Raw genomic sequence first — 24,656 nt, forward strand, 5'->3', positions numbered from 1 at the left:
AATGAATTCAGTGACCGCGATTATTGCCGATGATGAACCATTGCTCAGATTTCATTTAGATAAGATGTTAGCAGAAACATGGCCTGAATTGACGATTGTCGAAGCTTGTGAAAATGGAGAATCAGCATTAGAGGCCATTAAAGTACTCCAACCTAATGTGGTGTTTCTTGATATTCAAATGCCGGGAATGTCGGGGGTTGACGTCGCCAACCAGCTGGTCGCGCTGGAAAAGAAAAACCAACTGACCGCACCACTCATTGTGTTTGTTACGGCGTTTGATCAATATGCAATCTCTGCCTTCGAGGCGAACGCTATTGATTACGTTCTTAAGCCAGTACAAGAAGAGCGACTTCTTGAAACCTGTCAGCGGGTTAAACAGCGCTTAGCATCCTCAGATACTGACGGCACAATGCAAACATTAATGGCGAAGATTGAGCACCTTTCCGTTGGCGGCACTACCAACTACACCAAGTGGATAAAAGCGACGAAGCATGATGAGATTCATATACTTGCCGTAGATGATATTGTCTATGCGAAAGCGGAAGATAAGTACATCACCTTGATTGCGTCAGTCGAAGGAGGCTATCAAGAGTATATTCTACGTAGCTCGATAAAAGAGCTAATTCGTCAATTGGATCCAGACCGATTTTGGCAGATACATCGCTCAACATTAATCAATGTAGAGCGACTCGATAAAGTAAAAAAAGACATAACAGGTAAGATGTACGTTTATATCGCTGATAATAAGCTCCCCGTTAGTCGAGCGATGCAGTCACTTTTTCGTTGAAAAAACGCTGACCAGTATTCGTCACGCTTCACAATCAGATCGGTCTTATATACGGATAGTGCGCTACTTATGTTAGATCGCTAGCAATATTTTTGGGCAATGCCAATTTGGGATGGTGAACACCTTTCGCAGCCATATCAATAATGGTGTATTCCTGGGTGTTTGGCGTCGCCGAATTTCTCGTTTGACTGAGCCGTAGTGCCTCGAACATTAACTGTTCCAGTTTCAGGTTGTAGTCGCTAAATTCTTGCTGAGTGAGACGAAGCTTACAAGTGATAAAGTAAGCGTTTTTGTCATTGGGTGAAATTACTTGCACGTGTTTTTGCACACTCTCTATGACACAGTTTTTGAATAGTAGAGGGAACTTAGCTTGTTCGGAAAAAGCGGTACTTTTAGGTACCTGAAGTACAAAGTCTGAGCCTTTTAACATTTTAATTAGATTGAGCTTTTCTAGCGATCGTAGGTAAAGGTAGGTTGAAGGTTCGTTTAAATTAAATACAGTCATCAGCTGTGATGAGTTCGCATTTTCATTCACAATTTCATGGAAAATAGTATACAGCTCAGGCTTGTCATAGAATGCAGAATCTTGCGCCGAAGTGAAGAGCGAAACGGTTTTAATGGCGTCCTCTGCCGTTGTTATCACTTTGGATAGAGGTACTTTTATTAACTCGCAGATCTCATTAAGCTTTGAAACGGAAAGATGGCTTTGCCCATTAAGTAACCTTTTAATACTCACCTCTGAGGTTCCAAGCTGCTCCGCAATATTCTTATAAGACCAACCTGACTGTTTTAATCGCTGTTTTATCTCTTTGCAAATTGCGAGGTTCAGTTCGCTCATTCTTGTCTCCTTCCATATATGCCCTTAAAGGTATCATATTTCGTACCTTTGTGATGATTTCTTGTCAGTGTGGGGATGTATATTGATACTAGATTCTAAGGTCAACGATCAAAGAATGCTGAGGAGTCACATGAACATTTTAACATCTTATAACTATCGTTATTTGGCAACGGATTACCTTAAATCTAACGACATCCCGGTTACAGCGATTAGCTTTCGCTCGATCCTTTTTTCGTTTTGGCGATAAGGGAGGATTTTAAGTGAATAGATTGGAGATAGAGCTCATTAAAATAACTGCTTGGGAGTAGATGTATGGATTTAGGATTAGAAAATAGAAATGTTGTTGTGACAGGAGGCTCAAGTGGTATTGGGGCTGAAATTGTGAAAGCGTTTGCCAAAGAGGGCGCTAACGTTTGGTTTTGTGGCCGTTGCCAGCAACGAATAGATACCGCGCTAGAGTGTTTCGATGATGTGAACATCAAACCAACGGGTCAAGCTCTTGATGTTTATGACTTAGACGCGTTTACATCTTGGGTTCATTCCATCGCCAATATCGATATTTTTGTGCCAAATGTAAGCGCGTTGTCTGATGAATGGGATGATGTTGTCTATAAAGATCTTCTGGCGACTCAACAAGCGATTGATGTTGTTGTACCTATATTACTAAAATCCCCCATTGCAGCTTTAACCTATATAGGTTCGAAGGCGAGCGGAACCACGGTATCTAATGCCAATGCTTATGGTGCAGGCAAGGCTGCGCTTGCACATTATATGAAATCACTTTCTCTCACTCACGCCCCAGAGTTAAGAGTAAACACAGTGTCGCCGGGTGATACGTTTACTGAAGATGGATTGTGGGGACGCTGTAAAAACACCGCGCCGCAACAATATCAACGTGTACTGGATCGCAACCCGATGGGTCGGCTTGCTATGCCTGAAGAAATTGCTAATGTTGTCGCTTTTATCTCAAGCCCTACAGCTAGTTTTGTTTCAGGTGCAAATTGGTATGTCGATGGGGCATCGACACATCATGTCCAATATTAGATAACACGTGATATTGTTCAAAATGACAACTCTTCGCACAGTTCTAGTGGTAAGCCGTCAGGGTCTTTAAAAAACGTGTAGCGTTTCCCTGTGTATTCATCCACTCGAATGGGTTCTAGCTGGATCTTTTGTTGACTTAACCACTCAACAGCTTGCTCGATATTTTCGACGGTAAACGCTAAATGTCTAAGCCCTTGTGCTTCGGGCATGTTTGGTCTGGTTGGGGCATCAGGGAATGAAAATAGCTCGATTTGTGTGCCGTCTGGCAAAGCGAGGTCAAGTTTGTAAGAGTCTCTGGCTGTTCGATAGTTTTCATCCAAAACCGTAAGACCTAAGATATGGGTATAGAAGTGCTTAGAGATGGCGTAGTTGGAGCAAATGATGGCAACGTGATGTGTGGCTTTTAACATAAATCGTTTTACCTAACCGGGATGTGTTGTGTTTAATCATGCTTGGCGATGTTTGTATCGACCCGTTATAACGAAAGCCGCTGTGGAAGTACGGACATGACATAATCAATAAATACTCGCATTCTGGCGGGTAAGTACTTAGTTTGGGCGTACTGTAGTGCAATAGCACCATGATAATTACTTTTTATTGTCCAGTCTGCGAGAACTTGAACAGCGCTGCCATCGGCCAACGATTCTTTGATCACAAAATCGTGAAATATTCCAATGCCCAAGCCTTCTTTTACCCCACTTAAACGGAGTTGAGATTGGTTGACAGCGTAGCGACCTGTCACTTTAACCGTCAGAAATTCATCGTCTTTCAAGAAATCCCAAATATTATCTCGTGCCGTTTCGGCAAGGTACAAACAGTCGTGTTGGGTTAAGTCTTGAGGTGTGGCTGGCATGCCATATTGCGCGATGTAATCGGGACTGGCGCATAATACGAGATTCGTTGGGCCGACATTTTTCATGACTAGGTTTTCGTCTGGCTTATCGGTAAGCTTGAACGCGACATCAATCCCCATTTTCATTAAATCAATATTGCCATCTAGGGCGCGAACTTTAAGCTGGATTTCAGGGTATTGCTTGAGAAACGGAGTAATAAAGGGCTGCAGTACTGAATTGAGAAAAGCTTCTGGCGCTGCAACAGTTAATGTTCCGCTTGGGACGGTATGATCGGATTGGGATACTTCAATGGCTTGCTGAGCGGCATTCACCATTAGGACGCTTTGATCGTAGACTTTTTGTCCTGCTTGAGTAATGACGAGTTTGCGCGTGGTTCGTTCAAATAACTTCACGGATAGCGCGCTTTCTAAACGAGTAATGGTTTTCGACAAAGCTGAAGGTGTGACGCCGAGATTTTTGGAGGCCGCAGTAAAGCTGCCTTCATTTACCACCATAATGTAGGAGGCGAGATCAGGTAATAAGCTGATGAGGCGATGATCAAACATTATTGTTGCCTTGAATTCACTAATGGTTTTCCATCTTAAGGGATAATTGTTTTCTTCACAATGAACTAGAATGGTTTCATTAAAGACTGACCAATACGGTCCCCGTCTTTCCCTACAAACCTATGCCCTACAAATCGGTGGTATTAGGATAATAAAAAAGGAATCTAAGATGTCTTCTGCATTCTACCAACAAATCCAAGATCAAATTGAAGAAGTAAAAGTGGAAGGACTGTATAAGTCTGAACGAATCATCACTTCTCAACAAAAAGCAGCAGTAAAAATCGCTTCAGGCGAAGAAGTACTTAACTTCTGTGCTAACAACTATTTAGGTCTTGCTAATCACCCTGAGCTTATTAAAGCTGGTCAAGTTGGTATGGATGAGCACGGCTTTGGTATGGCGTCTGTACGTTTTATTTGTGGTACTCAAGATATCCATAAAGAACTCGAGCAGAAACTGTCTATTTTCCTAGGCAAAGAAGACACGATTCTTTACACGTCATGTTTTGATGCAAACACGGGTTTGTTCGAAACTATTTTAGGTAAAGAAGATGCGATTATTTCAGATGCATTGAACCATGCTTCAATCATCGATGGCGTACGTTTGTGTAAAGCCATGCGCTTCCGTTATGCAAATAACAACATGGCAGAGCTTGAGCAGCAATTGATTGCCGCTAAAGAAGTCGGTGCTCGTCATACGCTTATCGTCACTGACGGCGTATTCTCAATGGACGGCGTAGTAGCGAACCTTCCTGCTATCTGTGATCTAGCGGATAAGTACGGCGCATTAGTGATGGTTGATGATTCTCATGCGGTTGGCTTTATGGGTAAATCTGGTGCAGGTACACATGAATACCACGACGTGGTTGACCGTATCGACATCATTACCGGAACGCTAGGTAAAGCGATGGGCGGCGCGTCAGGCGGTTACACGTCTGGTAAGAAAGAAGTTATCGACTGGTTGCGCCAGCGTTCTCGCCCGTACTTGTTCTCTAACTCTGTGGCACCAGCAATTGTTAATGCATCGATCCGCGTTCTAGACTTACTAGAAGAAAGTGGTGATTTGCGTGACCATTTATGGGCGAACGCGGCGCACTTCCGCACACGTATGGAAGGCGCAGGCTTCACTATGGGCGGAGCAGATCACGCGATTATCCCAATCATGTTAGGCGACGCTAAAGTGGCGGCAGAATTTGCAGAGCGCGCACTTGAAAAGGGCATTTATGTCGTTGGGTTCTCTTTCCCTGTCGTACCGAAAGGGCAAGCTCGCATCCGAACTCAAATGTCTGCAGCGCACTCGCGTGAGCAACTTGATCGCGCAATTGATGCGTTTATTGAAGTTGGTAAAGACATGGCAATCATTTAATTCTTGCCAACAACTAAGCAAGTATTTAATTGAATGAGTCAACGAACGAGCGTTAATTATAGCGCTCGTTCAACATTAGAATTGTATTTTTACTTGCTGTATCGCAAGTGGGAATTATAGGTAACAACATGAAAATTAAAGCACTCTCAAAACTAAAGCCAGAAGAAGGCATCTGGATGACCGAGGTTGAAAAGCCTGAAATGGGTCATAATGATCTTCTTATCCGCATCAAGAAAACTGCTATTTGTGGTACTGATGTTCACATCTACAATTGGGATGAATGGTCTCAAAACACGATTCCTGTTCCTATGGTAGTCGGGCACGAGTACGTGGGCGAAGTTGTGGGTATTGGTCAGGAAGTTCGTGGCTTTGAGATTGGTGATCGTGTTTCTGGTGAGGGTCATATTACCTGTGGTCACTGTCGTAACTGTCGTGGTGGTCGTACTCACCTATGTCGCAATACAACAGGCGTTGGTGTAAACCGAACGGGTGCATTTTCAGAGTACCTTGTGATCCCAGCGTTTAACGCGTTTAAAATTCCAGCAGGCATCTCTGACGATCTTGCGTCTATTTTTGACCCGTTTGGTAATGCTGTTCACACCGCATTATCTTTTGACCTTGTGGGTGAAGACGTCCTGATTACTGGTGCTGGCCCAATTGGTATCATGGCAGCCGCTGTTGCGAAGCACGTTGGTGCACGCCACGTTGTTATTACTGATGTTAACGAGTACCGCCTAGAGCTTGCTAAAAAAATGGGCGTGACCCGCGCGGTTAACGTAATGGAAGAGAAGCTTGAAGATGTCATGAGCGAACTTGGCATGACGGAAGGCTTTGATGTGGGCCTTGAAATGTCGGGTAACCCATCAGCATTTAACAGCATGTTGGTTAACATGAACCACGGTGGCAAAATTTCTCTGCTAGGTATTCCACCATCGGATATGGCAGTAGACTGGAACCAAGTTATTTTCAAAGGCTTGGTAATTAAGGGCATCTACGGTCGTGAAATGTTTGAAACGTGGTACAAGATGGCATCTTTGATTCAATCTGGTCTAGATCTCACGCCAATCATCACTCATCACTTCAAGGTTGATGACTTCCAAGCAGGCTTCGACGCTATGCGTAGCGGGCTTTCTGGCAAGGTTATCCTTGATTGGGAATAAGATAAATTAAACATATTGGCAATGTCGTGGTGTAAGTGCCATAAAAAGGTTCAGATAGCTTTAGTTGCCGATAAAGTTTTTAAAAATGTCCCAAGAAGCGCTTGGGACATTTCTCCTTTCATTGCTTAGATGTAATTAAACACATCAAATTTTTCGTTACTTATAGTCTTTCACATCCCCATTGATTTTTTAAACCCTTTCTGTGAGTCATCGACGTTCCCAAATCTCATGCTGATATGGTGTCCTTACGAGATTGTTCTAAGCGATTTTTCCATATGGCTAAATTTCGGGGCGGGAGCGTGACGGTTCGTATAATCTGAATCACATCATAGCAACGTCTTGTGTTATAAGCCTATGAGAGATGGCATTGTTGTAGTGGCTATACAAGCGAACCTTGGATTATAACTTTCTTACAACTTAGTGAGTTATGAAACCTTTAATGCGCTACTTTTTGCATATATCATTTCTTTAATTCAAAGAGGGCTCATAATGAAAAAATGCAAATCACTCGGTCTACTAACCGCTACATTATTACTTCCATTCACTACCTATGCACAAGTGGTGCTCATTAATCCCTTTACTGTTCCTGAGGGTAAAAGTGAAGAAGCCCTAAAATTCTGGGAAACGGCACGAGATTTTTTGAAAGATCAACCAGGTTATGTTTCAACTAATCTTCATCAGTCTATTACCCAAGGTTCTACTTTTGAATTTGTTAATGTCGCTGTGTGGGAGTCTGACACCAGTTTTGAACAAGCGACGAACGAGATGCGTAGGTATTTTCGTGAGAACGGAATTGTAGCACCAAAAGGGGTAGTTAACGCCCCTGCGTTATACGAGGTTGTTCGCCAATAATCGGCCTTTTTGACGTTGCACCGATTGATTATAACCCATGTTCTTCAGTACGGTGACTTGTTGGGGTGAGCGAGAAAAACTTGTCGATTGTTAAAAATGGTAAGGCGAAAGCAATTCGTTTTAGTACGCTTGAAAAAATATGTGAAGTCTTGGAGTGTCAGCCGGGTGATATTTTGGTTTACGAAGTGAAGTCGTAGGATATGCATAAAGGGGCTAAAAAGCCCCTTTGTTTTATTATGAAGTAATCATTAAGTTTGTTTAGTTGGCGACTTGTGCACAAGACACATAGCGCCAGTTAGACATAGAGTTGTTACCTGATGAACCATCTTTGTAGAACTGAACGGCATTGAGTGTATCAGTGTTAGAGTTTGTTTGCGATGCACTCCAGTAAGCCATTGCAGTACCGCCTTCGCCGTTAATTGGCCAGCCGTAAATTGGAGAAACATGGTAATCAGTGCCATCTTTTTCTATTCGACCAACTAGACCTTCTGCCGTATTTTGGGCAATTTTTGTTAATCGCATCAAGTAGTTAAATTCAGGTGCAGCATTACCTTGGTCAACATAAATGTTGGCCTTGTAAGAACTATCTGCTCGGCTGCTTGGAAGGAACCAAGCTGAATCGTCTTTTAGGTTTAAACAGGCATTGAGTGCGACTTTATTTGCATCAACTTCTGCTGAATATACCGCCCATTGAATGCCATTCACAGTTTGAGTTCTTGTGTAGTCTGGTAGATTCGCACCATACCCCACCTGATCTTTAAGCATGGATTCAGCCGCAGAAAGGGGACGGTGGAAAGCCACAGCTTTGCCTGAATGGCGTAACACGACTTGGCGAGCTGGCTCAATCGCGCGTTTGGTTACGTCGAGCTCGTCGTAGTAGACACCTCCCGTAATATCACTTTGCTCTGAAGCGATAAAACACTGTTCACCTTTTTCTACAGAGTCGATACAGACTTCTAATTCTTTACCGATATATTGCGCTGAGTTCGCTTCATCTACAGGGAAGACATTTTCAGCCATTGCTTTATGCCAGTCATTGTCATCAACCACGCCGTTGTTATTACCTTTAGTCGCTTCAAACTCAGGCGTGATTTTTGCGATGATTTCGCCACCAATGGTGTACGTAGTACCTGTAGCAACTTCAGTTCGGCTTAAGTCACCCGCTGGGCCTTCACTGTTTGATGTATCGATTTTCCACGAAATAGCATTCACGGTGTAGCCGTTTGTCGTAACGGTTACATCTTGACCAAATTCAAGTTTACCTGAGAAATCGATACCAAATGTTTTGATGCCAGTTGTGCATTGCTCAGTACCTGCAACACTGTCGTTGGCTTTTGGCGTCACACAGTAGCTTAGCGCTTTGCCAATGTGCTCTTGCTTGACAGTGATTGTACAATCAGAGCCTGTCGTACATGAAACATCGTTGATAACCGTATCTTCGGCTTTCCATACGGCGCTTGAGTTATCAGCACTACCGGAAGACGAAGGCGTATAGTCGTAACCCGCAGTTAATACGTCACCAAGGATAGTGTGATTCACATCATTATCACTGGTGATGGTTTTTAACGTAACGGTTGGAACATCGCCTACGGGATCGCCAATATCAGTCATTGGTGCTGAGCAGGTTTCTGTACCAGTAGTAGGAAGACCTGTTAATGCTTCAGGAGTAACACAGAACGTTAAACTTTGATCCTTATCAGCAGACTCAATCGTGTAATTTTCAGAGGTTGCGCCTGAAATCGGTGTATCGTTGCGCTTCCAAACTAACTGACTGCTGCCCTCAAGATCGCCATCCGCATCGGTATAGTCATATTCACCGACCAACGATGAACCTACGGTATTATTACCGACAATATCGACATTGTTAGCGACTGGCGCATCACCGGTTAGTGGAAGGACAACATCGGTAACCGCAGAACAGACTTTGTCGCCAATCGTTGGATAGTGTGGGGTATTGTCTGGGTTTTCTGATACTGGAGTCACACAGAAAGACAGTGTTTTGCCTTCTTGTACGTTGGTGACATTGAATTGTTTGGTGTCAGCGCCGCTAATTGGCGTACCGTTTTGTTGCCATTCGAATTCAGACGCCGCTTCTAAGTCTCCGTCCGCATCGTAATAATCGTAGCTGCCTTCTAGGGGATCGCCAACCGTAGGAGAGGTGTTGTCGATCGTGACATTTGATGCTTCAGGTTTTTCGCCATTATCAGGTGCGTCTATTAGCACTGGCGCGGAACAGGCCTGATCACCAACGGTGTTTGATGTGCCGTCAGCTACTGGTGTAACACAGAAGTAAACGTGAGACTGGTCGTGCTCTGGTAGTAGTGGCAAAGTCAGGTCATTACCGATGACGCTATCATTTACATAAGGGGTTTGAGCGTTTTGGCGCATCCAAGCGTAGAGACTATCGCCCTCTGGGCGAGGAGTATGGTTAGCATCAGTAAACTGATATTGCCCGGTTAATGTTGATCCAACGAGTGGATCTCCCTTTAATACGACGTTAGATGCACTAGGCGGTATCCATGCTTGGCCATTATTGTCGCTTGCGTCGTTGCTCTCAGAATTACATCCAGACAGAGCAGTAGCGGCTGCTAAAGCTATCGCGCTATATCTCAGTTTCATTAGTCTTCCCTATTGGTAATCATACATTCCCCTTCATTACTTTTCGATGAAGGCGTGTTTTATTTTCATAAAGGCTAAGTGAAAGAGTTTGCAAGTCAAAGTGGTGTAATTCGAAAGTGTGATGAGCTTCATGTGCTTGCGATATGTTCCGTGATCTTGCGCATTTCTTTCGTTGTCACATGTTGACGTTAACTTACAACTAATTGATAGTTCTCTGACTTTCGATGCCTTTTGTTTATGGGCTAAGTGAAACTTTGTGAGATTGTTAACATAGGATGGTAAGGTCACAATGAAAACCAAATTCTTCTCACCGTCGGTGCGAGTTAGTTGCATAAGTTTAGCGCTGTGCATGATCCCTTTAAGTGCACAGGCTGCACGAGTGAATGCGACATTATCGTGGGAATCAGGCGACTACGGAACGACTTATAATTACGCAGGGCCAAGGCTTGATATGAGTATTAATCCCGATGGCTCGAACTGGTATTACACCTTGGGGTATAGAAATAGGACGCACGAAACAAACCAAAATTATACACGGACAGAAGGACAAGCGGCGTATCGCTTCCGCTATGCCGAGGGTTGGATTCAACCACACCTCAATATCCGCCAAGATGTGACTTCGTTTGAAAGTAACAGTAGAACGAAAGTCGACCATTATAAAGCTGGCGTCACCTATATCCACGATATTGCTGATAGCTGGTCGTTATGGGGTGTTTTGAAGGGCGGGATAGAAAGACAATCAGATACTAACGCAAGCCAAGGTATTACAAGAGAATCAGACTATCTACAATGGGAGCTAGAGCCAGGTATTCGCTATTCGTTTACTCCAAACAGTCGTGTTACGGCATCCTATTATAACAATGGGGTTCGGAGCGATAAAGGCGAAACGTGGGGGCTATCAGATGATAAAAGTAGTGAGCAAGTTCGCCTTTATTACTTCTATCGAGCGGACAATGGCTTTACTTTCTCGCCATACATACGACAAGCGATTGGTTGGGGAAATCAACATACATGGTATGAAAGTGCCGCGCTTGATGGAACAGTCGCACTTAATAAAGTATCTCGTTACGCACTGCAAATGAGCTACCCAATTTTTGACTCAGTCAGCTTGACAGCGGAATATTACATTGAAGATGTCGAATATAAAGAAAACTTCGATTTAGGAAAAGATGATCTTCGAGTTAAATATTTAAAGTTAGGTGTAAGAGCTAGCTTTTAATTGATTTTCATTACCTAATTTCGAGAGTTATTATGAATTCCAAATTTAATTTTAATAAAACCACATTGGCAGTATGCTTTGCGATATCGCCGCTTTCATTTAATGTAATGGCGGATACTTCTCTTTCGTCTACTCAAGGGTTTGATGAGTATAATAAAAACCAAGTTGTGTCGCATAATACAGCATTTTTAGTTAACGCTAATGAGAATTTAGTTAACGCTAAGGCGAACAACTCGAATGAATTTATTTCTCAAGCTGCAAGAGGTGGCGCTTCAGGCAGTGAATTGTTTGTCGCTGACTATATGCTTAACTTTGCTTTAGATAACCAAGCTAATGGGTCTGAAGTGTCACAGCAGCTACTCGACTTGTTTGCTTCAGTCGGCAGTAGTGATGAAGCAGCAGCTCGTCTTGCTGGTGAAATTACCCCAGACGCAGAGGGTAGTGAGATCATGGCTACGTTGCTATTGGTCGATAAAATGAGGGCCAATGCGAATGAGCGAATAGGGTTGCTTAGAAGTGGGGCAAGTTATGGTAACCCAAGTACCTATTGGAATAACTGGGTAAGTTTTATTGGCGGCGCTGGTGATAAAGCAAGCCAAGGAAATGTCAATGGATATTCAATGAACAATTATGGATTGAATATTGGCTTTGACCGCGCGTTTGACAATATCAATATGCTTGGGTTTTCTTTAGCATATTCTAAATCTGACATTGATATAAAGAATTCGCAAAATAAAAAGGAAGTGGAAAGTTTACAAACCATGATGTATGCTGACTGGTACAACGATTACATGTTTATAGACGGTAACGTTAACTTTGGCCGAAATATGAATAGCACCGAACGTGTTATTGGTGCGTCCTCTGGATATCAAGGCGAGACGAATGCCACGGCAAGTTACGATGCCTATAACTTTGGTATTCAATATACAATGGGTGCGATGTTCGATCTGAATTATTTCATGATTGAACCTAAGGTCTCTTATAAATATCAATGGTATCGACATACTGATTATCAAGAAACTGGCTCGCCAGCGAGTTTAAGATATGACCGTCAACAGTACTCTATTTCGCAATTGGGGGCTGGCGTCAACTTACATCAAAGTTATAGTACGACACTTGGACTATTAACTCCGACGTTTAGCATGATGTATTACGCCGATCTTAATGATGAAAGGGTTCGTGCGAGTGCGAGTCTAGTTGCCGATGACCCAAGTTCACGCTTTGTGATTGTTGGAAATCAGGTCGGTGGCGATATGTTGGAAGCGCGCTTGAATGCTCAGCTACAAATGAGTCAAGCTTGGTCAATGAATGGTGGTGTGAATTACTACCAAGTCGATGATTATAAAGATGTCTCTGTCGCACTTAGTGCTTTATATCGTTTCTAGCCTATAGGTTGAAACCGCGATGGTGTGCTTTATTTTTTCAGTAGAGCACATCGATACCGCGGTTTCACTTTTCAAATAAGGATTCATTCTTTATGTTTTCTACCAAATTGACGCAAATATCGATTGCGCTTTCGTTCCTATTTGGTGCAGCAGGTTGTTCGCAATTCACGCCTGTAGAACGCGTTCAGCAAACACAACAATTGGCTCCGGTTATGGAGTCACAAATTATTTCTTTTGATCAGTCTATCCCAGCAGGCGTGTCTGCAGGTGAAGGATCAACGATAACACTGAGTGATGATCGCTATATTCTAGGTGAGCATTCATTGAAATGGGATTGGACATCGGGCAGTACATTGCTGGTAAATGAACCTATTCGATTGATTACCGACACGGAAGCGGCTCAAGCATGGGGTCGTCGAGCAACTCAAGTACTTTCGTTTTGGGTATATAACGAAACTCCAGTCGATGATTATATGGTTGTCGATCTAGGGCGAGGCCTTGGAGGAAAGGCGACGGGTGATGCTGGTTTTAAAGTGAACATGAACTTCACCGTATTGGAGAACAATTGGTGTGTCATTACAAAATGATATTCAAGGGCGCGAAGTTGAAGGCGTGAGTATTACCGATAGCGCGCAAGGTGAAGGCGCGGGTGGTGAAGCGATTCTCGGTGGACCAAGAAGTGATATGGATAGTATCCGATTCTTAGCGCCGTCAAGTGTTGAGTCTGGCGCATTCTATATCGACCGTATTATGTTGTCGGTGGATGACGCACGTTACCAATGGTCAGATGATCAAGTTAAAACTCGTATCGTGATCCCAGAAATTGATTTCGGGCTAGCAGCAGAAATACCGACGGCGACATCTGAAGAGTTGCTTGCTGCGCAAGAAGTCTCTGATTCGTTGACTCAAGTCTTTGTTGAAGCGAGAAATTTGCGCGGTTATGCCGATCTTCGTTCTGTCGATAACATTAGAGAAAAGTATCAAGAATTGTCGATCAATATCGACGATGAAGGCCACATTACAGGGCGACACATCATTACACGCCCGCAAAAAGTTATTTATCAGCCGCAGTTTATGAAGGCGAGTGATAAGGAGCTGTTTGAAGAGTATGTTGATATTGATGACTACGCGAGCCTAATGTTAAATGTCGCCAGATATCGCCTGCTTGCAGACTCTGAGACAGAGAAGCAAGAGCTAGAACAAATGTACGTCAACATGACCCTTCATATGATGGATCAGGGTTTCGTCCATGGTAGTTCACTTGTCACGACTCACCACTGGGGCTACGGGTCTCGCTGGTGGTACATTTCGGCTATGCTGATGTCTGATGTATTAGCAGAGCAAGAGCTGCAACAGCCTATTTTTGACGCTTTACTTTGGTATTCAAGAGAATTTAAAGCCAACTTCGATATGATTGCAGGGCCGGAAAGTTCGGACTTGGATTACTTTAACACGCTGTCGTTACAACATTTGGCGTTAATCCTATTAGAACCTAATGAGGATCGAAAGGTTGCGTTGCTGAAGAAGTTTGGCAATTACATCAATATTGCGCTTTCTCAAACCCCACCGGGTGGTTATGACGGGTTAAGACCCGATGGTACCGCGTGGCGACATGAAGGTAACTATCCTGGTTACTCGTTCCCCGCATTCACCAATGCCGCTCAACTGGTTTACATTCTAGATGGTACTCCATTTAGTGTCAGTCATACTGGGCGTGCAGCACTGAAAAAAGCCATGCTGTCTGCTTGGGTATACAGTAACCCTCAAGTTGGTATTGGTCTATCGGGCCGCCATCCATTTAACCCACCAGAATTGCGCCATATGAGTGAGTCGTATCGTTGGCTTGCGATGTCTGGTAACCCAGAAACGGAGGCACCTGTTGATCATCAACTTGCCGCTGCCTACTTGCAAATGACTCAACAATCAACGGCAGACTCTATAGAGTTGTTTGGTGAAAAAGTCGAAGCCGCAACGTTGCCGCAGGGCTTTTGGGCATTTAATGGTGGTGCATTTGGTATCCATCGCTACCACGACAAAATGGTGACGATGAAGGGCTACAACAGTAATGTTTGGTCATCTGAAATCTACTATCGAGATAACCGATATGGCCGCTACCAAAGCCACGGTGCGGTACAAGTGGTTCCATATGGAAAGCAGCAAGCTATTGGTTTTGTGGAAGAAGGGTGGGATTGGAACCGTAATCCGGGAGCAACCACGATTCACTTACCATTGGAAGAGTTAGATAGCCCAAACTCACATACATTAATGTTACGCGGTAACCAACCATTTAGTGGCGCATCTCATATTGATGGCAAATATGGCATGTTTGGCTTTAAGTTCGATGCGCCATCTATGGCGAAGTTCGACAGCAGCTTTACTAGCCGTAAAACGACGTTCGCGATCGATGACCGAATCGTTATGCTCGGTAGTGATATCTCTAAAAATGCATCACCATATAACGTAGAAACGACGTTATTCCAGCATGCGATTACCGAAAAAGCCGACGAGATATGGATCAATGGTGTGAAGATTGATACGCCGTCATTTGAGCAACAGATCGGGCAAGGTGACTGGCTAATCGATGGGCAAGGTAATGGGTATTTAGTGGTCAGTGATTCGTTAGTTGAGGTGCGCCGTCAGCAACAAAAATCTGCTCACAACAAGACTCGCGCTGTTACGAAAGGACATTTCGCGAGTGCATGGATTGACCATGGCAATAACCCAAGTAGCGATGCCTACGAGTATTTACTGGTACTTGAAGCAACACCAGAGAAAATGAAAGCGTTAGCGAGCGATTTACAAAGTGAAGTCAAACCTTACCGCGTTATTCAAGCAGACCGAAACGCGCATGTGACCTACGACGCTAAAACACAAACGACGGGCTATGTCGCATTTGAATCTACTTCCTTCGATAACCAGTTGGTAAAAAGTATCGCCCAACCCGCCATCATTATGACGAGAGTGGTCAACGATGATGAAGTGGTTGTCAGCGGTGTGACACCAGATCTCAATATGACGCGATATACCGAGGCGAAGCCTACCGCGGTTCGTATTGACATTGAAGGTCTTTGGGATGCCAAAATCGCCAACGATAAAGTGACCGTATCACACTCCGGTAATACCACCAGATTGAGCTTTGAGAGCTACTTCGGTATACCGCAACAGGTCACTCTGCAGAAAACGAAATAACCACACAGTGACACGTTTCAACCAATGACTCGTTTCAAACAGCAATACGACTCAAACAGCAAGGTGGTTTAAGCCTCCTTGCTGTTTTTTACATTACATACTATTAGGACGTTAACATGTTCACACTAGCTAGGTTAGGGTTTGCGCAGCGGCTTATCGTTGGCTTTGGTCTGCTCATTATTTTTATTATCAGCATGCTTATTGAGGGAATATACAGTCGACAGCAGTATGATCAAAACGTCACACAGCTTAATCTTGCGAACGTCGGAGCACGCGAGGTGTTTGGTCTGCAAGTATTGGAAAACAGCTATGTGAGCACAAGGGACCCGATCTATGCCGAGCGTTTCAACCGTTGGCATAAGTTCAATCTAGATAATTTTATTGCCAGCAAGCATTTACTCTCCGACGACGTGTATCGTGACTATGTTGAAAAATTCGAAACTGCGAATGTCAAATATGGACAAGAGTTTAACCAATTTAACCAACTCGTTCTTAACGTTTATGAGCTCAACCAAAATCTAATCGATATTGAACAAGCGTGGTTGCAATCCATCTCTTCAGCAGAACAAACGTTAAAAGTATCCCATTTGAGTAACATGCGAGAGAGAGTGGTCCTGACTTTAGATGATTCCAACATGGAACAATGGGCAGAAGCATCGGCTGAACTAAAAGCGATAAGTGACGTGACAAGCGTACAATATCTTCAAACGTTTGATGCGTTAATGCAGCTAATTAAGCAGTCGGCGGAATCTCGTGAAGAGATGCTTGTCTTTGCTGCCGAAGTTCGTGACAACGCAAAACTGATTGTTGAAGAAGTGACCATACAGATGGAGCGCAATAAGAACACCAGTATGTTGCTTGGTACATCGGTTTCAATCATCGCGCTTGTGGTGGGTATATTGACGTGCTTCGTGCTTTGGCGTTCATTAACTGTGCCGTTAAAACAAACCCATACCCTAGTCGAAAAAATTGCGGGTGGCGAGTTGTTTCATGAGCTTAAAGTCACCTAGCTTCAGACGAACTGAGTACATTATCCCATTCGCTTAATCGTATGGTTTCGGCACTTCGAAGTATGATTGGTGACGTTAGAAACCAAGTTGAAGTTCTGAATACAACGTCTTCGAACATCATCGCCATGGCTGATAGCAATGAAAGCAGTTCTAAGCAACAGGCAATAGAATGCGAGCAGATGGCTTGTGCCATGACACAAATGATTGCGACGATTTCAGAAATAAGTCGAGCGGTCGAGCAAGTAGCGGAGGACACCAGTACGAGTCAGTCATTACTAGAAACGTGTAATCAAAGTACGTTGCAAACAATAGGCGTGACAGGGCAGTTATATGAGGCGGTGAACCATGCTTCAGCTAGTATCGAATCATTGGCGCAAGAAACACATAACATCAGCTCGGTTCTTGAGGTGATCAACAGTATTTCAGAACAAACCAACTTATTGGCGCTTAACGCAGCTATTGAAGCGGCGAGAGCGGGTGAGCAAGGGCGAGGATTTGCTGTTGTAGCAGACGAAGTTCGTTTGTTAGCAATGAGAACACAAGAATCCACCACCGAAATTGCACAGATAATTCAGACCTTGAAAGACAAAGCAACGGAAACCGTGTCCGTTATGCAGAGTAGTCAGGGGTATGCGAATGAGTCAAAAGAGCAAGTTGAAGCCGTAGGAGAGCAAATTCAAGCAGTATTAGAACGCGTCAATAATGTCACTGGGCAAACCATTAACCTTTCATCAGCCGTTGTTGAGCAGCGTTCAACCGCCGAGTCATTCAACGATAGTATGAAAGTTATCGTGGACATCTCACACAATACATCAGATATGGCAAAACGTTTAAGAGATGGCACCGACGATTTATCCAATGCGCAAGAGGCGATCAATCAGCACGTCAGTCGCTTTAAGACGATAGGTTAGGGCTATGATGGATAATAAAAAACAATTAAAAAGCATACCCAACTTATTGAGCGTTAGCCTGTTATGTTTGTCTACAACTGCCATCGCGGATGACGTATTAGTGTCAGACTATTGGCAACATTACTTGGCAACGCGTCAGCACAATAGTGATTTGTATTCTGGAGAAAACAACACCAATAAACCGGTACTGAATAACTTTTCTTATGCTGGGTATCATTTTGGCGAAAAACCGATCCCCACCAGGATGTTGGTGAATCATGAGGCGAGTTCGTTTACCGCTGAAAATATCCAATATGACCAAGCAACCGGGTACAGAATTTTCCTCGTCGACGATTATGGCGCAAACGCCAATGACGGTAAGAGTGATAAGCAAGCGATCAAGAGGGCAGTCGCTGAAGCTGAACGGTATGTCGAAAAGGAGGCTGAACGGGGAGCGATCGTCCAGTTTTCTGCAGGTCGTTATCGCATTAACGAAGCCTCTGACATGACTAGCATTGATCCAGCGTCAAAATTAGACGTGTTAGATGGTCAGACTATTAAGATCAGAAGCAGTAATATCGTGCTAAGAGGTATGGGACAAACGGCGACAGAATTGTATATGTCCCAGCCATTACTTCCTGTTGATAGTAGTAAAATGTGGACCACACCGCGCATTATTAAGTTTGAAGGGAATAGTAAAGGCACGCACAGCAGTCGCGTGATCGCTTCGCTCGTTGGTGGAGCAAGCAAATCGATAACGTTATCAAGTACCAAAGGCTTTGAGGCGGGTGATTGGGTACGGCTAAGTGGTAAAATTTCTCGAAAAGAGATCATTGAGAAACAGGTTTACCCCTATCAATTAGAGGCGTCATGGACGGCAATAAACCGTAGCTTAAACATTGTTGAATATCACCAAATCACCGAAGTTGAAGGGGATGTGTTGGTGTTCAAAGCACCTGTACAGATAGATATCGATCCCCAAGACAAGTGGTTGGTTGAAGCGTACGAGCCCATTGAAAACGTGGGCATTGAACATTTAACCTTAAGAGGTAATTGGCAGGAAAAATTTAAACACCACGCAAGAAGCAAAGACGGCACCATCCACGATAGCGCCTGGAGCCTACTGGAGTTAAACAACGTGGTGAATGGCTGGGTGAAACAGGTCACGCTCGCTGACTTCAATGCAGGGGTTCAATTAAGCGCAACTCGGTTATTCTACTGTCAGAGATGTTTTGCTTACAGGAACGCCCGGTCACTTATCACTGCAGTTCAATGCGTCTTTCAATAACTTGTCGATGGATGTGAATGATGAGTCTAATGCCTGGCATGCGCCTGGCTTTTCCCATAGAGCGTCATCTAATGTGCATTTGAGAACCCGTTATCTCGCATCGACGTCATCGGATTTACACGGTGCGCAACCGCGTATTAACTTGTTTGATAATTTAAAAGGGGGTTGGATACCGTCTCGCTGGGGAGCAGCTATTAGTAACTTACCCAATCATTTAGCAGGGCTGACCTACTGGAATTTTGAGCACATCGGCGCGCCGCAAACAAACTTTGAAATGATGTCGAGTAAATCCAAATATGGCCGCTTAATCGCGCCGTATATGATTGGTAATCATGGCAGTCCTATTACGTTTGCGTCCATGCAGGAATATTCTAAGCATGCGACTAAAAAAGGAGAGGCCAGTTACAAAGAATGGTTGCCTGATCAACCACAAGCTTGGTTAGAGTCTGATGGTCGTCGAGTTTTTCCGGAGTCTCTGTATCAATCTCAACTGGAGCAACGTTTAGGGTACTTACCGGAGTGGGTTGAATAGGGAAATTAATAAACCCCTCATGTGTACTTCTTTAGACGTAGACACATGTGGGGCTTATGATTTGAGCTAACGTTGCCGTTTAATCACTGGAAAATGTATAGTTATCTAAGTCATCTTCTTTGAATCTAACCTGCCATGTCGCGATTGCGCCAGTGTCTCCGTTAATCTCGTTAGCACTTGACCAGCTCAGTGTATTGTTCAAAGGTTTTAATGACAAACGTTTCAGACATCACGTCGACGGTATAAAAGGTAAATTGATAGGTGTCGAGACCATTGATGATCGTCACGGTGTAACTAGGGTTTTCATCATCATTAAGTACCCAAGTTCCCAGCAACCACTCATCATCAGACTTAAGCAAGGCATCCCCAGATAATCCCGTGTCATCATCCATTTTGAACACAACGGTGTCATCGTGCATATCACGGCGTTCCATTACCAGCACTCGACTGTCTTCGACTAAATCATCAGCGAATCGAGGCATATAGACACGGCTATTAAAGTTTTGTGTATCAATGCATCCTTCGACTTGGTTTTCAAACTCAGTAGCTGAAGACGTACTTGTTGGCTCCTCGTCATTCCAAGTGTCGTCGTTACTCATATCGCAATTATTCTCTGATGACAAGCTGTGAAGGTCATACACAGATGCATCATCATCGCCAGACCAGTAATCGGCGACTAAATAGCCATTTTGACTGTCAGCTAGCAACGCGATGCGGACTTCTACAAACTCACTGTTGCGATGGGATATTTCAATTATGTTGTGATCTTGGAGCGACCAGTCATAAACGCCGTCCCATATACCATTGAATACGCCATCCAATGTTCCATCATCTGACATCACAAAAACGTCACTGGCGTTGCCTTCTCGCCAGCTACTGGCTAAAACCAGTTGATCGATATCAGCGGCCTGAATAGACAGTTTATTGTCTGCTCTACAAGAGTGGTAACGCTCGGCGGCAGCGCTAAATTGCTCTGCTGAGGTGATGGAATCAGACTCAAATGAACACAGCACTTTGTCTTCATAGAGCGTGATATCATCAGACCAGATTTCTTGAAAAGTCTGTCCATTTTCAGACCAAGTCTCATAAAATTTAAACGCACCACGGGATTCATGCTGATCGACCATTGCCCAAATCCATGTTCCTCCATCGTCAAATGTAATGGTTACAAGATTATCTTCCAATGCCCACTGCACTTGGTACGTGTTGCTTAGGTCATCGTCTTTAACTACGACAGCGGTGCCGTTGTCAGAAAAAAGTATTCACGGCTGCCACCACTACCACGAGTTCGATAGAAGCTATGGGTTAATAGGAGGTTCTCTGTTATTGGCAAGGCGCCACCACAATGCTCTAATGCAGGCGCATAGTCCGAAAATGCCGAGTTACTCTGTTCACTATCACCGATACGGCAATTAAATTCTGCTCGCAGACTTGCCTGATAGTCATCTAGTGCCGTCTCATTTAACAACGTGAAGTTAGACGCAATACTTCCTCCTACTTGATGTTCGTCTTTCCAGCCTATGTAGACCGCATTATCGTAGTTTGAGAGGATGAATGTCGTTTGCTCGATGTTGATTTTATTACGGATAATGGCCGGAAGTGCGAGCTCGAAAAGTTCAACGTTGTGGATGGTCGAACGGTTCCACGTTGAAGTGACGAGTTCCGAACTGTCGTAACTTATAGGCTCTGCCGTCAACGGAGCGACAAAGCGATAGTAGTACGCCAGCTTTTCGGTCTCGGTTTCGACCAACTCGACAATAATGTCCTCTGATATGAATACGCCATTGAGTGCGATGACGGACAGGGCGGCATTAGGTGAAGATTCTTGCGATGAACTGGTAGCTTGTGCGTTGACAAGCGTTGATATATCGGTGGGTGTTGTACCTATATTGGATACTGCGCTGTCATCAAGCCAATAATTATCTTGTTGGGTTACAAGGGAAAAGGTGAGCGCTTGAGCATCATCAGAAAATAGAGTGTTGGTATTCAAATAAGGCCAATAGTCACCAATAGTTGTGACCTTGTCACCGCTCAATGAGGTCACGGAACCGACGCCGAGTATATTGAGCGTTGAGCCCTTCCGGTGATCCCACTGTGATCGTCCAATCACTACCGTCATAAGCAAGAGAGGCATCGTCGCCAATTTCATTCCAGCCGGTGCTGGTTAAAAGCACCTCGGAGCCTAAATCAGATATGCTCTCCCATGTGCTTTGGCCATTGTCATCGTAACTTAAGTAATCAGATTGTGTGAACGTCGCGATGGGATTGCCATCAATGACATCCAAACCAAACGCTTCTCTGTCGGCTTCAGGTGAGTCATAGTCATTGTTTCCCCATAGTGAGTAAACGGTATCGTAGGATTCAAAGAATGTGATGAGTTTTGCGATATCAGAGAGTCCGATAGTAGGATCGAAGGGATCGGCATCTGATATATCTAGGACGCCGTCGTTGTCATCGTCGGTATCGGTATAATCGCCGATACCGTCATTATCGTTATCATTACTTTCTAGGGAATCGAAGGGCATAAAGTCTCGATCATTGGTGACTCCGTCACCATCGATGTCGGGATCCATCCGGTCACCAATACCATCATTATCAATGTCATCCCATGATGAGACATAATTTTCTGGGTAGTCGTTTGGATTGGGATCTGTAAAGTTATCGAGTGCATCCGGAACACCATCAAGATCACTATCAGTATCGGCTGCTTTTTTTAATCCATTGCCATCAACCACAACGATGTCGCTTTCAGGATTGAAACTTTCGTCTTGAACAACGTCGCTTAGCTGAGTGAGCAAACCGTCGACATCGTGATTCGACGTATCACCAGACAAGTTTTGTTGGAGTTGCTCTGTGTTTTTCGGTAGCACTTTGGCGTTAACAATAATCTGGGCGATATGTTTCGTGCTCTCGGAGCCAGATTCATAAAAATCACCTAGAAGTTCTTCTTCTGGCACGCCTAAATCTGAGGCGACTTGTTGTTTGGCTTCATCAAGAGAATGGCCATTTTTTACTTTAACGTGAACTAAAGTAGAGAAGGGGGTCACGGCTGCTTGCCCAGGGGGAGCAGACATGACGTAATCTTCAAGTATTGGTTGATTGCCACTACCATCGCCAACATCCACCGTTTTGCCTCGAATTGCTCGAACAACAACGGGATATTTACTTGGATCGGAAATTGGATTGCCTAGTGGGTCTTTGGCATCCGTCAAATCGAGCGTCGCGTCACCAAGACCTGATGTCTCTGCGTGTGGTTCGCCATCATCTTGTTGTCCATCTCCATCGATGTCGAGCCATACAAGCGCACCATTTAGGTATCCATCAATCGCTTTGACGTTATAGCTGGAGCCATTACTGGCGCCAACATCATCATCGCTGCCTCCACAGCCCGCAAGCACTGCCACAATCGATAGTGCCAGTGCCGATTTAAGTTGTTTCATGTTAAGCCTCACTTCCAATGTAGGGTCTATGCCTAGCTCATCTGACGTTGTCTATTTGTTTGTCCAAGTAAATAGCCAGCGTTTCTTGGCTATTTAAAGGTTGTATTAGTAAATGAAACAATGTTGTTGGAAGCAATGAGTGGAAGGTAATTACCCCCAAGTGGGGGGGAGGCGAGATTGGAGGTTGTGATAATAGTCACAATAAGCTCAGATTGTTTTCTTGTACCCGTCTTGCAGTAGATGGATTTTAAATGGTCTTTTATCGTATGCGGCGATCGATTAAGCTGTTCAGCAATATCTTGGCGACTAAAACCACGAACGGTGTATTCGCAAACTTTAATTTCTGTTTCAGTTAATTGGTAAAGCTGATGAAGTAGGGCTGGATTCAGTCGAATGGTGTGGCTTTTATCGAGCAAGAATACGATGGATCCTTGCGATGATTCAGCGCCGATGATCGGTGTGAACACGAGTGTGCATTGTTCGCTATTATTGTCGCAATAGGACATGCTTTCAAAACTAGAATGCTGAGTGTATTTCATACTCACGGCTCGCAGAATATTAACGACAAATTGTCGAGAGAAATCAAGATCATCAAATACCAGTCGATCTTCGTTGATTGAGATGCCGGAGAGTCTTGCAATGAGTCGTTTTGCATGTTGGTTAGAGTAAATTAATTCACCTCTAGCACCAAACAGTAAACTCGCTTGTGGGATGTGTTCCAGCGTCGTTTCCCACCCCGTCTCATTAGATAGACGTTTGTTGTGCTGGTACAGCAAGTAGGCCTGTTTAATATGAGGCATTAAGTTGTCGAGTTTTAACACCTCGTTTTTCGTAAACATTGGCTGATTTTTTCCCTATGCGTGAATATGCAGGCGACGCTTTCTTCATCGTGATGGATGATGGCACCGCAAACGTCACTGAAGTGTGAATCAAACCAATTCTCCCCATGAATTACGGCGCTACTTCGCGCAGGCCCTGTGGGGCGTCCAATATCGTGGTTTAACGTGTAAAATCGACTGATAGGGCTGCTTTGTACATATTCAATTACATAATCAATAGCGCTTAGATTCTTGTCCATATGCTCTAAAACGGCAGACACCTTAGAGCCAGCCATCCATGCGGAGTAGATTTGTCCAGTTGATTTACTAGCAAAGTAAATCACAGCGTCAGCAAGATGAAATTCTTCTACCATCTTATCCAAAAAAGATTGGAATCCGTGCGGGGATAAACTGGAGGAATAAAGGGATTCGAGTAAGTGGCTATATTCCTCTATTAACTGTGCGGAGCCGTGGTCATCTTTGGTACGGCCTGGTGAATCCAAAGGTATATGCTCGTCTAAACGGGTCGTTTCTTCCATGAACTGCCCACCTTAATGATGATATTGATAATAACGGAACCTAAACTATAGAAAGAAATTTGAGATATGAAAGGAAATGCGTTGTGAAATAGGTCTTGTACTATTGTTATGCTTAGGTGTGCATGTTGTGTTTGAACAACGTACTTAGTCGACAACGGCCATGAGAAAGTGAGGTGATGTCGCTCTAACAGCACTGCTTTACCCTCGTCTGTGACTTCGAATTTTACGGTTCCGATACTGCACGCTGATTTGTCACTTGGTTAAACTGGATAAACCCAACAAGT

23 protein-coding genes are annotated in these 24,656 nt (G+C 44.0%); 14 read left to right on the forward strand and 9 right to left on the reverse strand.

What is annotated here, in order from left to right; genetic code table 11:
• Window position 1: 1 nt before the first annotated feature.
• Window positions 2–787 carry a LytR/AlgR family response regulator transcription factor gene (locus AC0L66_RS23430; protein ID WP_265673903.1) on the forward strand — a complete coding sequence of 262 codons (786 nt, stop codon included), beginning with the start codon at window positions 2–4 and terminating at the stop codon, window positions 785–787.
• A gap of 67 nt (window positions 788–854) precedes the next feature.
• Here AC0L66_RS23430 and AC0L66_RS23435 read toward each other — a convergent pair whose 3' ends face one another.
• Entirely contained in the window at window positions 855–1,625 is a 771-nt protein-coding gene (locus AC0L66_RS23435) for a helix-turn-helix domain-containing protein (protein WP_473569657.1), read from the reverse strand.
• Window positions 1,626–1,937: 312 nt separating this feature from the next.
• Here AC0L66_RS23435 and AC0L66_RS23440 point away from each other — a divergent pair, with 312 nt between their 5' ends.
• A complete protein-coding gene (locus AC0L66_RS23440; protein WP_265673905.1) occupies window positions 1,938–2,669 on the forward strand; it encodes an SDR family NAD(P)-dependent oxidoreductase in 732 nt (243 codons plus the stop codon).
• Between the two features lie 17 nt (window positions 2,670–2,686).
• Here the strand turns inward: AC0L66_RS23440 and gloA2 are convergent, their stop codons facing one another.
• Both gloA2 and AC0L66_RS23450 read right to left on the reverse strand, forming a co-directional pair.
• Window positions 2,687–3,079 carry an SMU1112c/YaeR family gloxylase I-like metalloprotein gene (gene gloA2 / locus AC0L66_RS23445; protein WP_265673906.1) on the reverse strand — a complete coding sequence of 131 codons (393 nt, stop codon included), beginning with the start codon at window positions 3,077–3,079 and terminating at the stop codon, window positions 2,687–2,689.
• Between the two features lie 65 nt (window positions 3,080–3,144).
• Window positions 3,145–4,068: a LysR family transcriptional regulator gene (locus tag AC0L66_RS23450; protein ID WP_265673907.1), complete on the reverse strand. Its 924-nt coding sequence runs from the start codon at window positions 4,066–4,068 to the stop codon at window positions 3,145–3,147.
• Between the two features lie 169 nt (window positions 4,069–4,237).
• Between AC0L66_RS23450 and AC0L66_RS23455 the strand changes: the two genes are divergently transcribed.
• The 4 genes from AC0L66_RS23455 (at window position 4,238) to AC0L66_RS23470 (ending at window position 7,640) form a co-directional block, all read left to right on the forward strand.
• Window positions 4,238–5,431 (forward strand): glycine C-acetyltransferase, encoded by a 1,194-nt coding sequence (locus AC0L66_RS23455; RefSeq protein ID WP_473569660.1) that lies wholly within the window; start codon window positions 4,238–4,240, stop codon window positions 5,429–5,431.
• Between the two features lie 128 nt (window positions 5,432–5,559).
• Window positions 5,560–6,591: an L-threonine 3-dehydrogenase gene (tdh, locus tag AC0L66_RS23460; RefSeq protein WP_473569662.1), complete on the forward strand. Its 1,032-nt coding sequence runs from the start codon at window positions 5,560–5,562 to the stop codon at window positions 6,589–6,591.
• 489 nt (window positions 6,592–7,080) lie between these two features.
• Window positions 7,081–7,443, forward strand: a complete 363-nt coding sequence (locus AC0L66_RS23465; RefSeq protein WP_428754227.1) for an antibiotic biosynthesis monooxygenase family protein — start codon at window positions 7,081–7,083, stop codon at window positions 7,441–7,443.
• Window positions 7,444–7,508: 65 nt separating this feature from the next.
• Window positions 7,509–7,640 carry a helix-turn-helix domain-containing protein gene (locus AC0L66_RS23470; protein WP_473569664.1) on the forward strand — a complete coding sequence of 44 codons (132 nt, stop codon included), beginning with the start codon at window positions 7,509–7,511 and terminating at the stop codon, window positions 7,638–7,640.
• Window positions 7,641–7,701: 61 nt separating this feature from the next.
• Here AC0L66_RS23470 and AC0L66_RS23475 read toward each other — a convergent pair whose 3' ends face one another.
• Window positions 7,702–10,062, reverse strand: coding sequence for a hypothetical protein (locus AC0L66_RS23475; RefSeq protein ID WP_473569666.1), 2,361 nt, complete (start codon window positions 10,060–10,062; stop codon window positions 7,702–7,704).
• Between the two features lie 289 nt (window positions 10,063–10,351).
• Here AC0L66_RS23475 and AC0L66_RS23480 point away from each other — a divergent pair, with 289 nt between their 5' ends.
• The 8 genes from AC0L66_RS23480 (at window position 10,352) to AC0L66_RS23515 (ending at window position 19,575) form a co-directional block, all read left to right on the forward strand.
• The gene (locus AC0L66_RS23480; protein WP_473569668.1) at window positions 10,352–11,281 is read left to right on the forward strand and encodes a transporter; all 930 of its coding nucleotides are present in this window, start codon (window positions 10,352–10,354) and stop codon (window positions 11,279–11,281) included.
• A 32-nt stretch (window positions 11,282–11,313) separates the two neighbouring features.
• Window positions 11,314–12,666 (forward strand): autotransporter outer membrane beta-barrel domain-containing protein, encoded by a 1,353-nt coding sequence (locus AC0L66_RS23485; RefSeq protein ID WP_473569669.1) that lies wholly within the window; start codon window positions 11,314–11,316, stop codon window positions 12,664–12,666.
• A gap of 92 nt (window positions 12,667–12,758) precedes the next feature.
• Window positions 12,759–13,253, forward strand: coding sequence for a chondroitinase family protein (locus AC0L66_RS23490; RefSeq protein WP_473569670.1), 495 nt, complete (start codon window positions 12,759–12,761; stop codon window positions 13,251–13,253).
• Window positions 13,237–15,855, forward strand: coding sequence for a polysaccharide lyase 8 family protein (locus tag AC0L66_RS23495; protein WP_473569671.1), 2,619 nt, complete (start codon window positions 13,237–13,239; stop codon window positions 15,853–15,855). Before AC0L66_RS23490 ends, AC0L66_RS23495 begins: the two co-directional genes overlap by 17 nt.
• A 116-nt stretch (window positions 15,856–15,971) precedes the next feature.
• Entirely contained in the window at window positions 15,972–16,865 is an 894-nt protein-coding gene (locus AC0L66_RS23500) for a hypothetical protein (RefSeq protein WP_473569673.1), read from the forward strand.
• Between the two features lie 62 nt (window positions 16,866–16,927).
• Window positions 16,928–17,776 (forward strand): methyl-accepting chemotaxis protein, encoded by an 849-nt coding sequence (locus tag AC0L66_RS23505; RefSeq protein ID WP_473569674.1) that lies wholly within the window; start codon window positions 16,928–16,930, stop codon window positions 17,774–17,776.
• 4 nt (window positions 17,777–17,780) lie between these two features.
• Window positions 17,781–19,043 carry a hypothetical protein gene (locus AC0L66_RS23510; protein ID WP_473569676.1) on the forward strand — a complete coding sequence of 421 codons (1,263 nt, stop codon included), beginning with the start codon at window positions 17,781–17,783 and terminating at the stop codon, window positions 19,041–19,043.
• Window positions 18,988–19,575, forward strand: a complete 588-nt coding sequence (locus tag AC0L66_RS23515; protein ID WP_473569677.1) for a DUF4955 domain-containing protein — start codon at window positions 18,988–18,990, stop codon at window positions 19,573–19,575. Before AC0L66_RS23510 ends, AC0L66_RS23515 begins: the two co-directional genes overlap by 56 nt.
• Window positions 19,576–19,745: 170 nt before the next feature.
• On the opposite strand, the gene AC0L66_RS23520 is transcribed toward AC0L66_RS23515, so the two are convergent.
• The 5 genes from AC0L66_RS23520 to AC0L66_RS23540 form a co-directional block, all read right to left on the reverse strand.
• Window positions 19,746–20,759: a hypothetical protein gene (locus AC0L66_RS23520; RefSeq protein WP_473569679.1), complete on the reverse strand. Its 1,014-nt coding sequence runs from the start codon at window positions 20,757–20,759 to the stop codon at window positions 19,746–19,748.
• Window positions 20,760–20,803: 44 nt separating this feature from the next.
• Window positions 20,804–21,619, reverse strand: a complete 816-nt coding sequence (locus tag AC0L66_RS23525) for a hypothetical protein (protein WP_473569680.1) — start codon at window positions 21,617–21,619, stop codon at window positions 20,804–20,806.
• Window positions 21,600–23,015, reverse strand: coding sequence for a thrombospondin type 3 repeat-containing protein (locus AC0L66_RS23530; RefSeq protein ID WP_473569682.1), 1,416 nt, complete (start codon window positions 23,013–23,015; stop codon window positions 21,600–21,602). The genes AC0L66_RS23525 and AC0L66_RS23530 overlap by 20 nt, the downstream gene beginning before the upstream one ends.
• An 89-nt stretch (window positions 23,016–23,104) precedes the next feature.
• On the reverse strand, window positions 23,105–23,854 hold the full coding sequence (locus tag AC0L66_RS23535) for a helix-turn-helix transcriptional regulator (protein WP_473569683.1): 750 nt from the start codon (window positions 23,852–23,854) through the stop codon (window positions 23,105–23,107).
• On the reverse strand, window positions 23,830–24,372 hold the full coding sequence (locus AC0L66_RS23540; protein WP_473569685.1) for a hypothetical protein: 543 nt from the start codon (window positions 24,370–24,372) through the stop codon (window positions 23,830–23,832). Before AC0L66_RS23540 ends, AC0L66_RS23535 begins: the two co-directional genes overlap by 25 nt.
• Window positions 24,373–24,656 lie beyond the last annotated feature (284 nt).

It is taken from the genome of Vibrio sp. GJ43-1, from assembly GCF_055808835.1.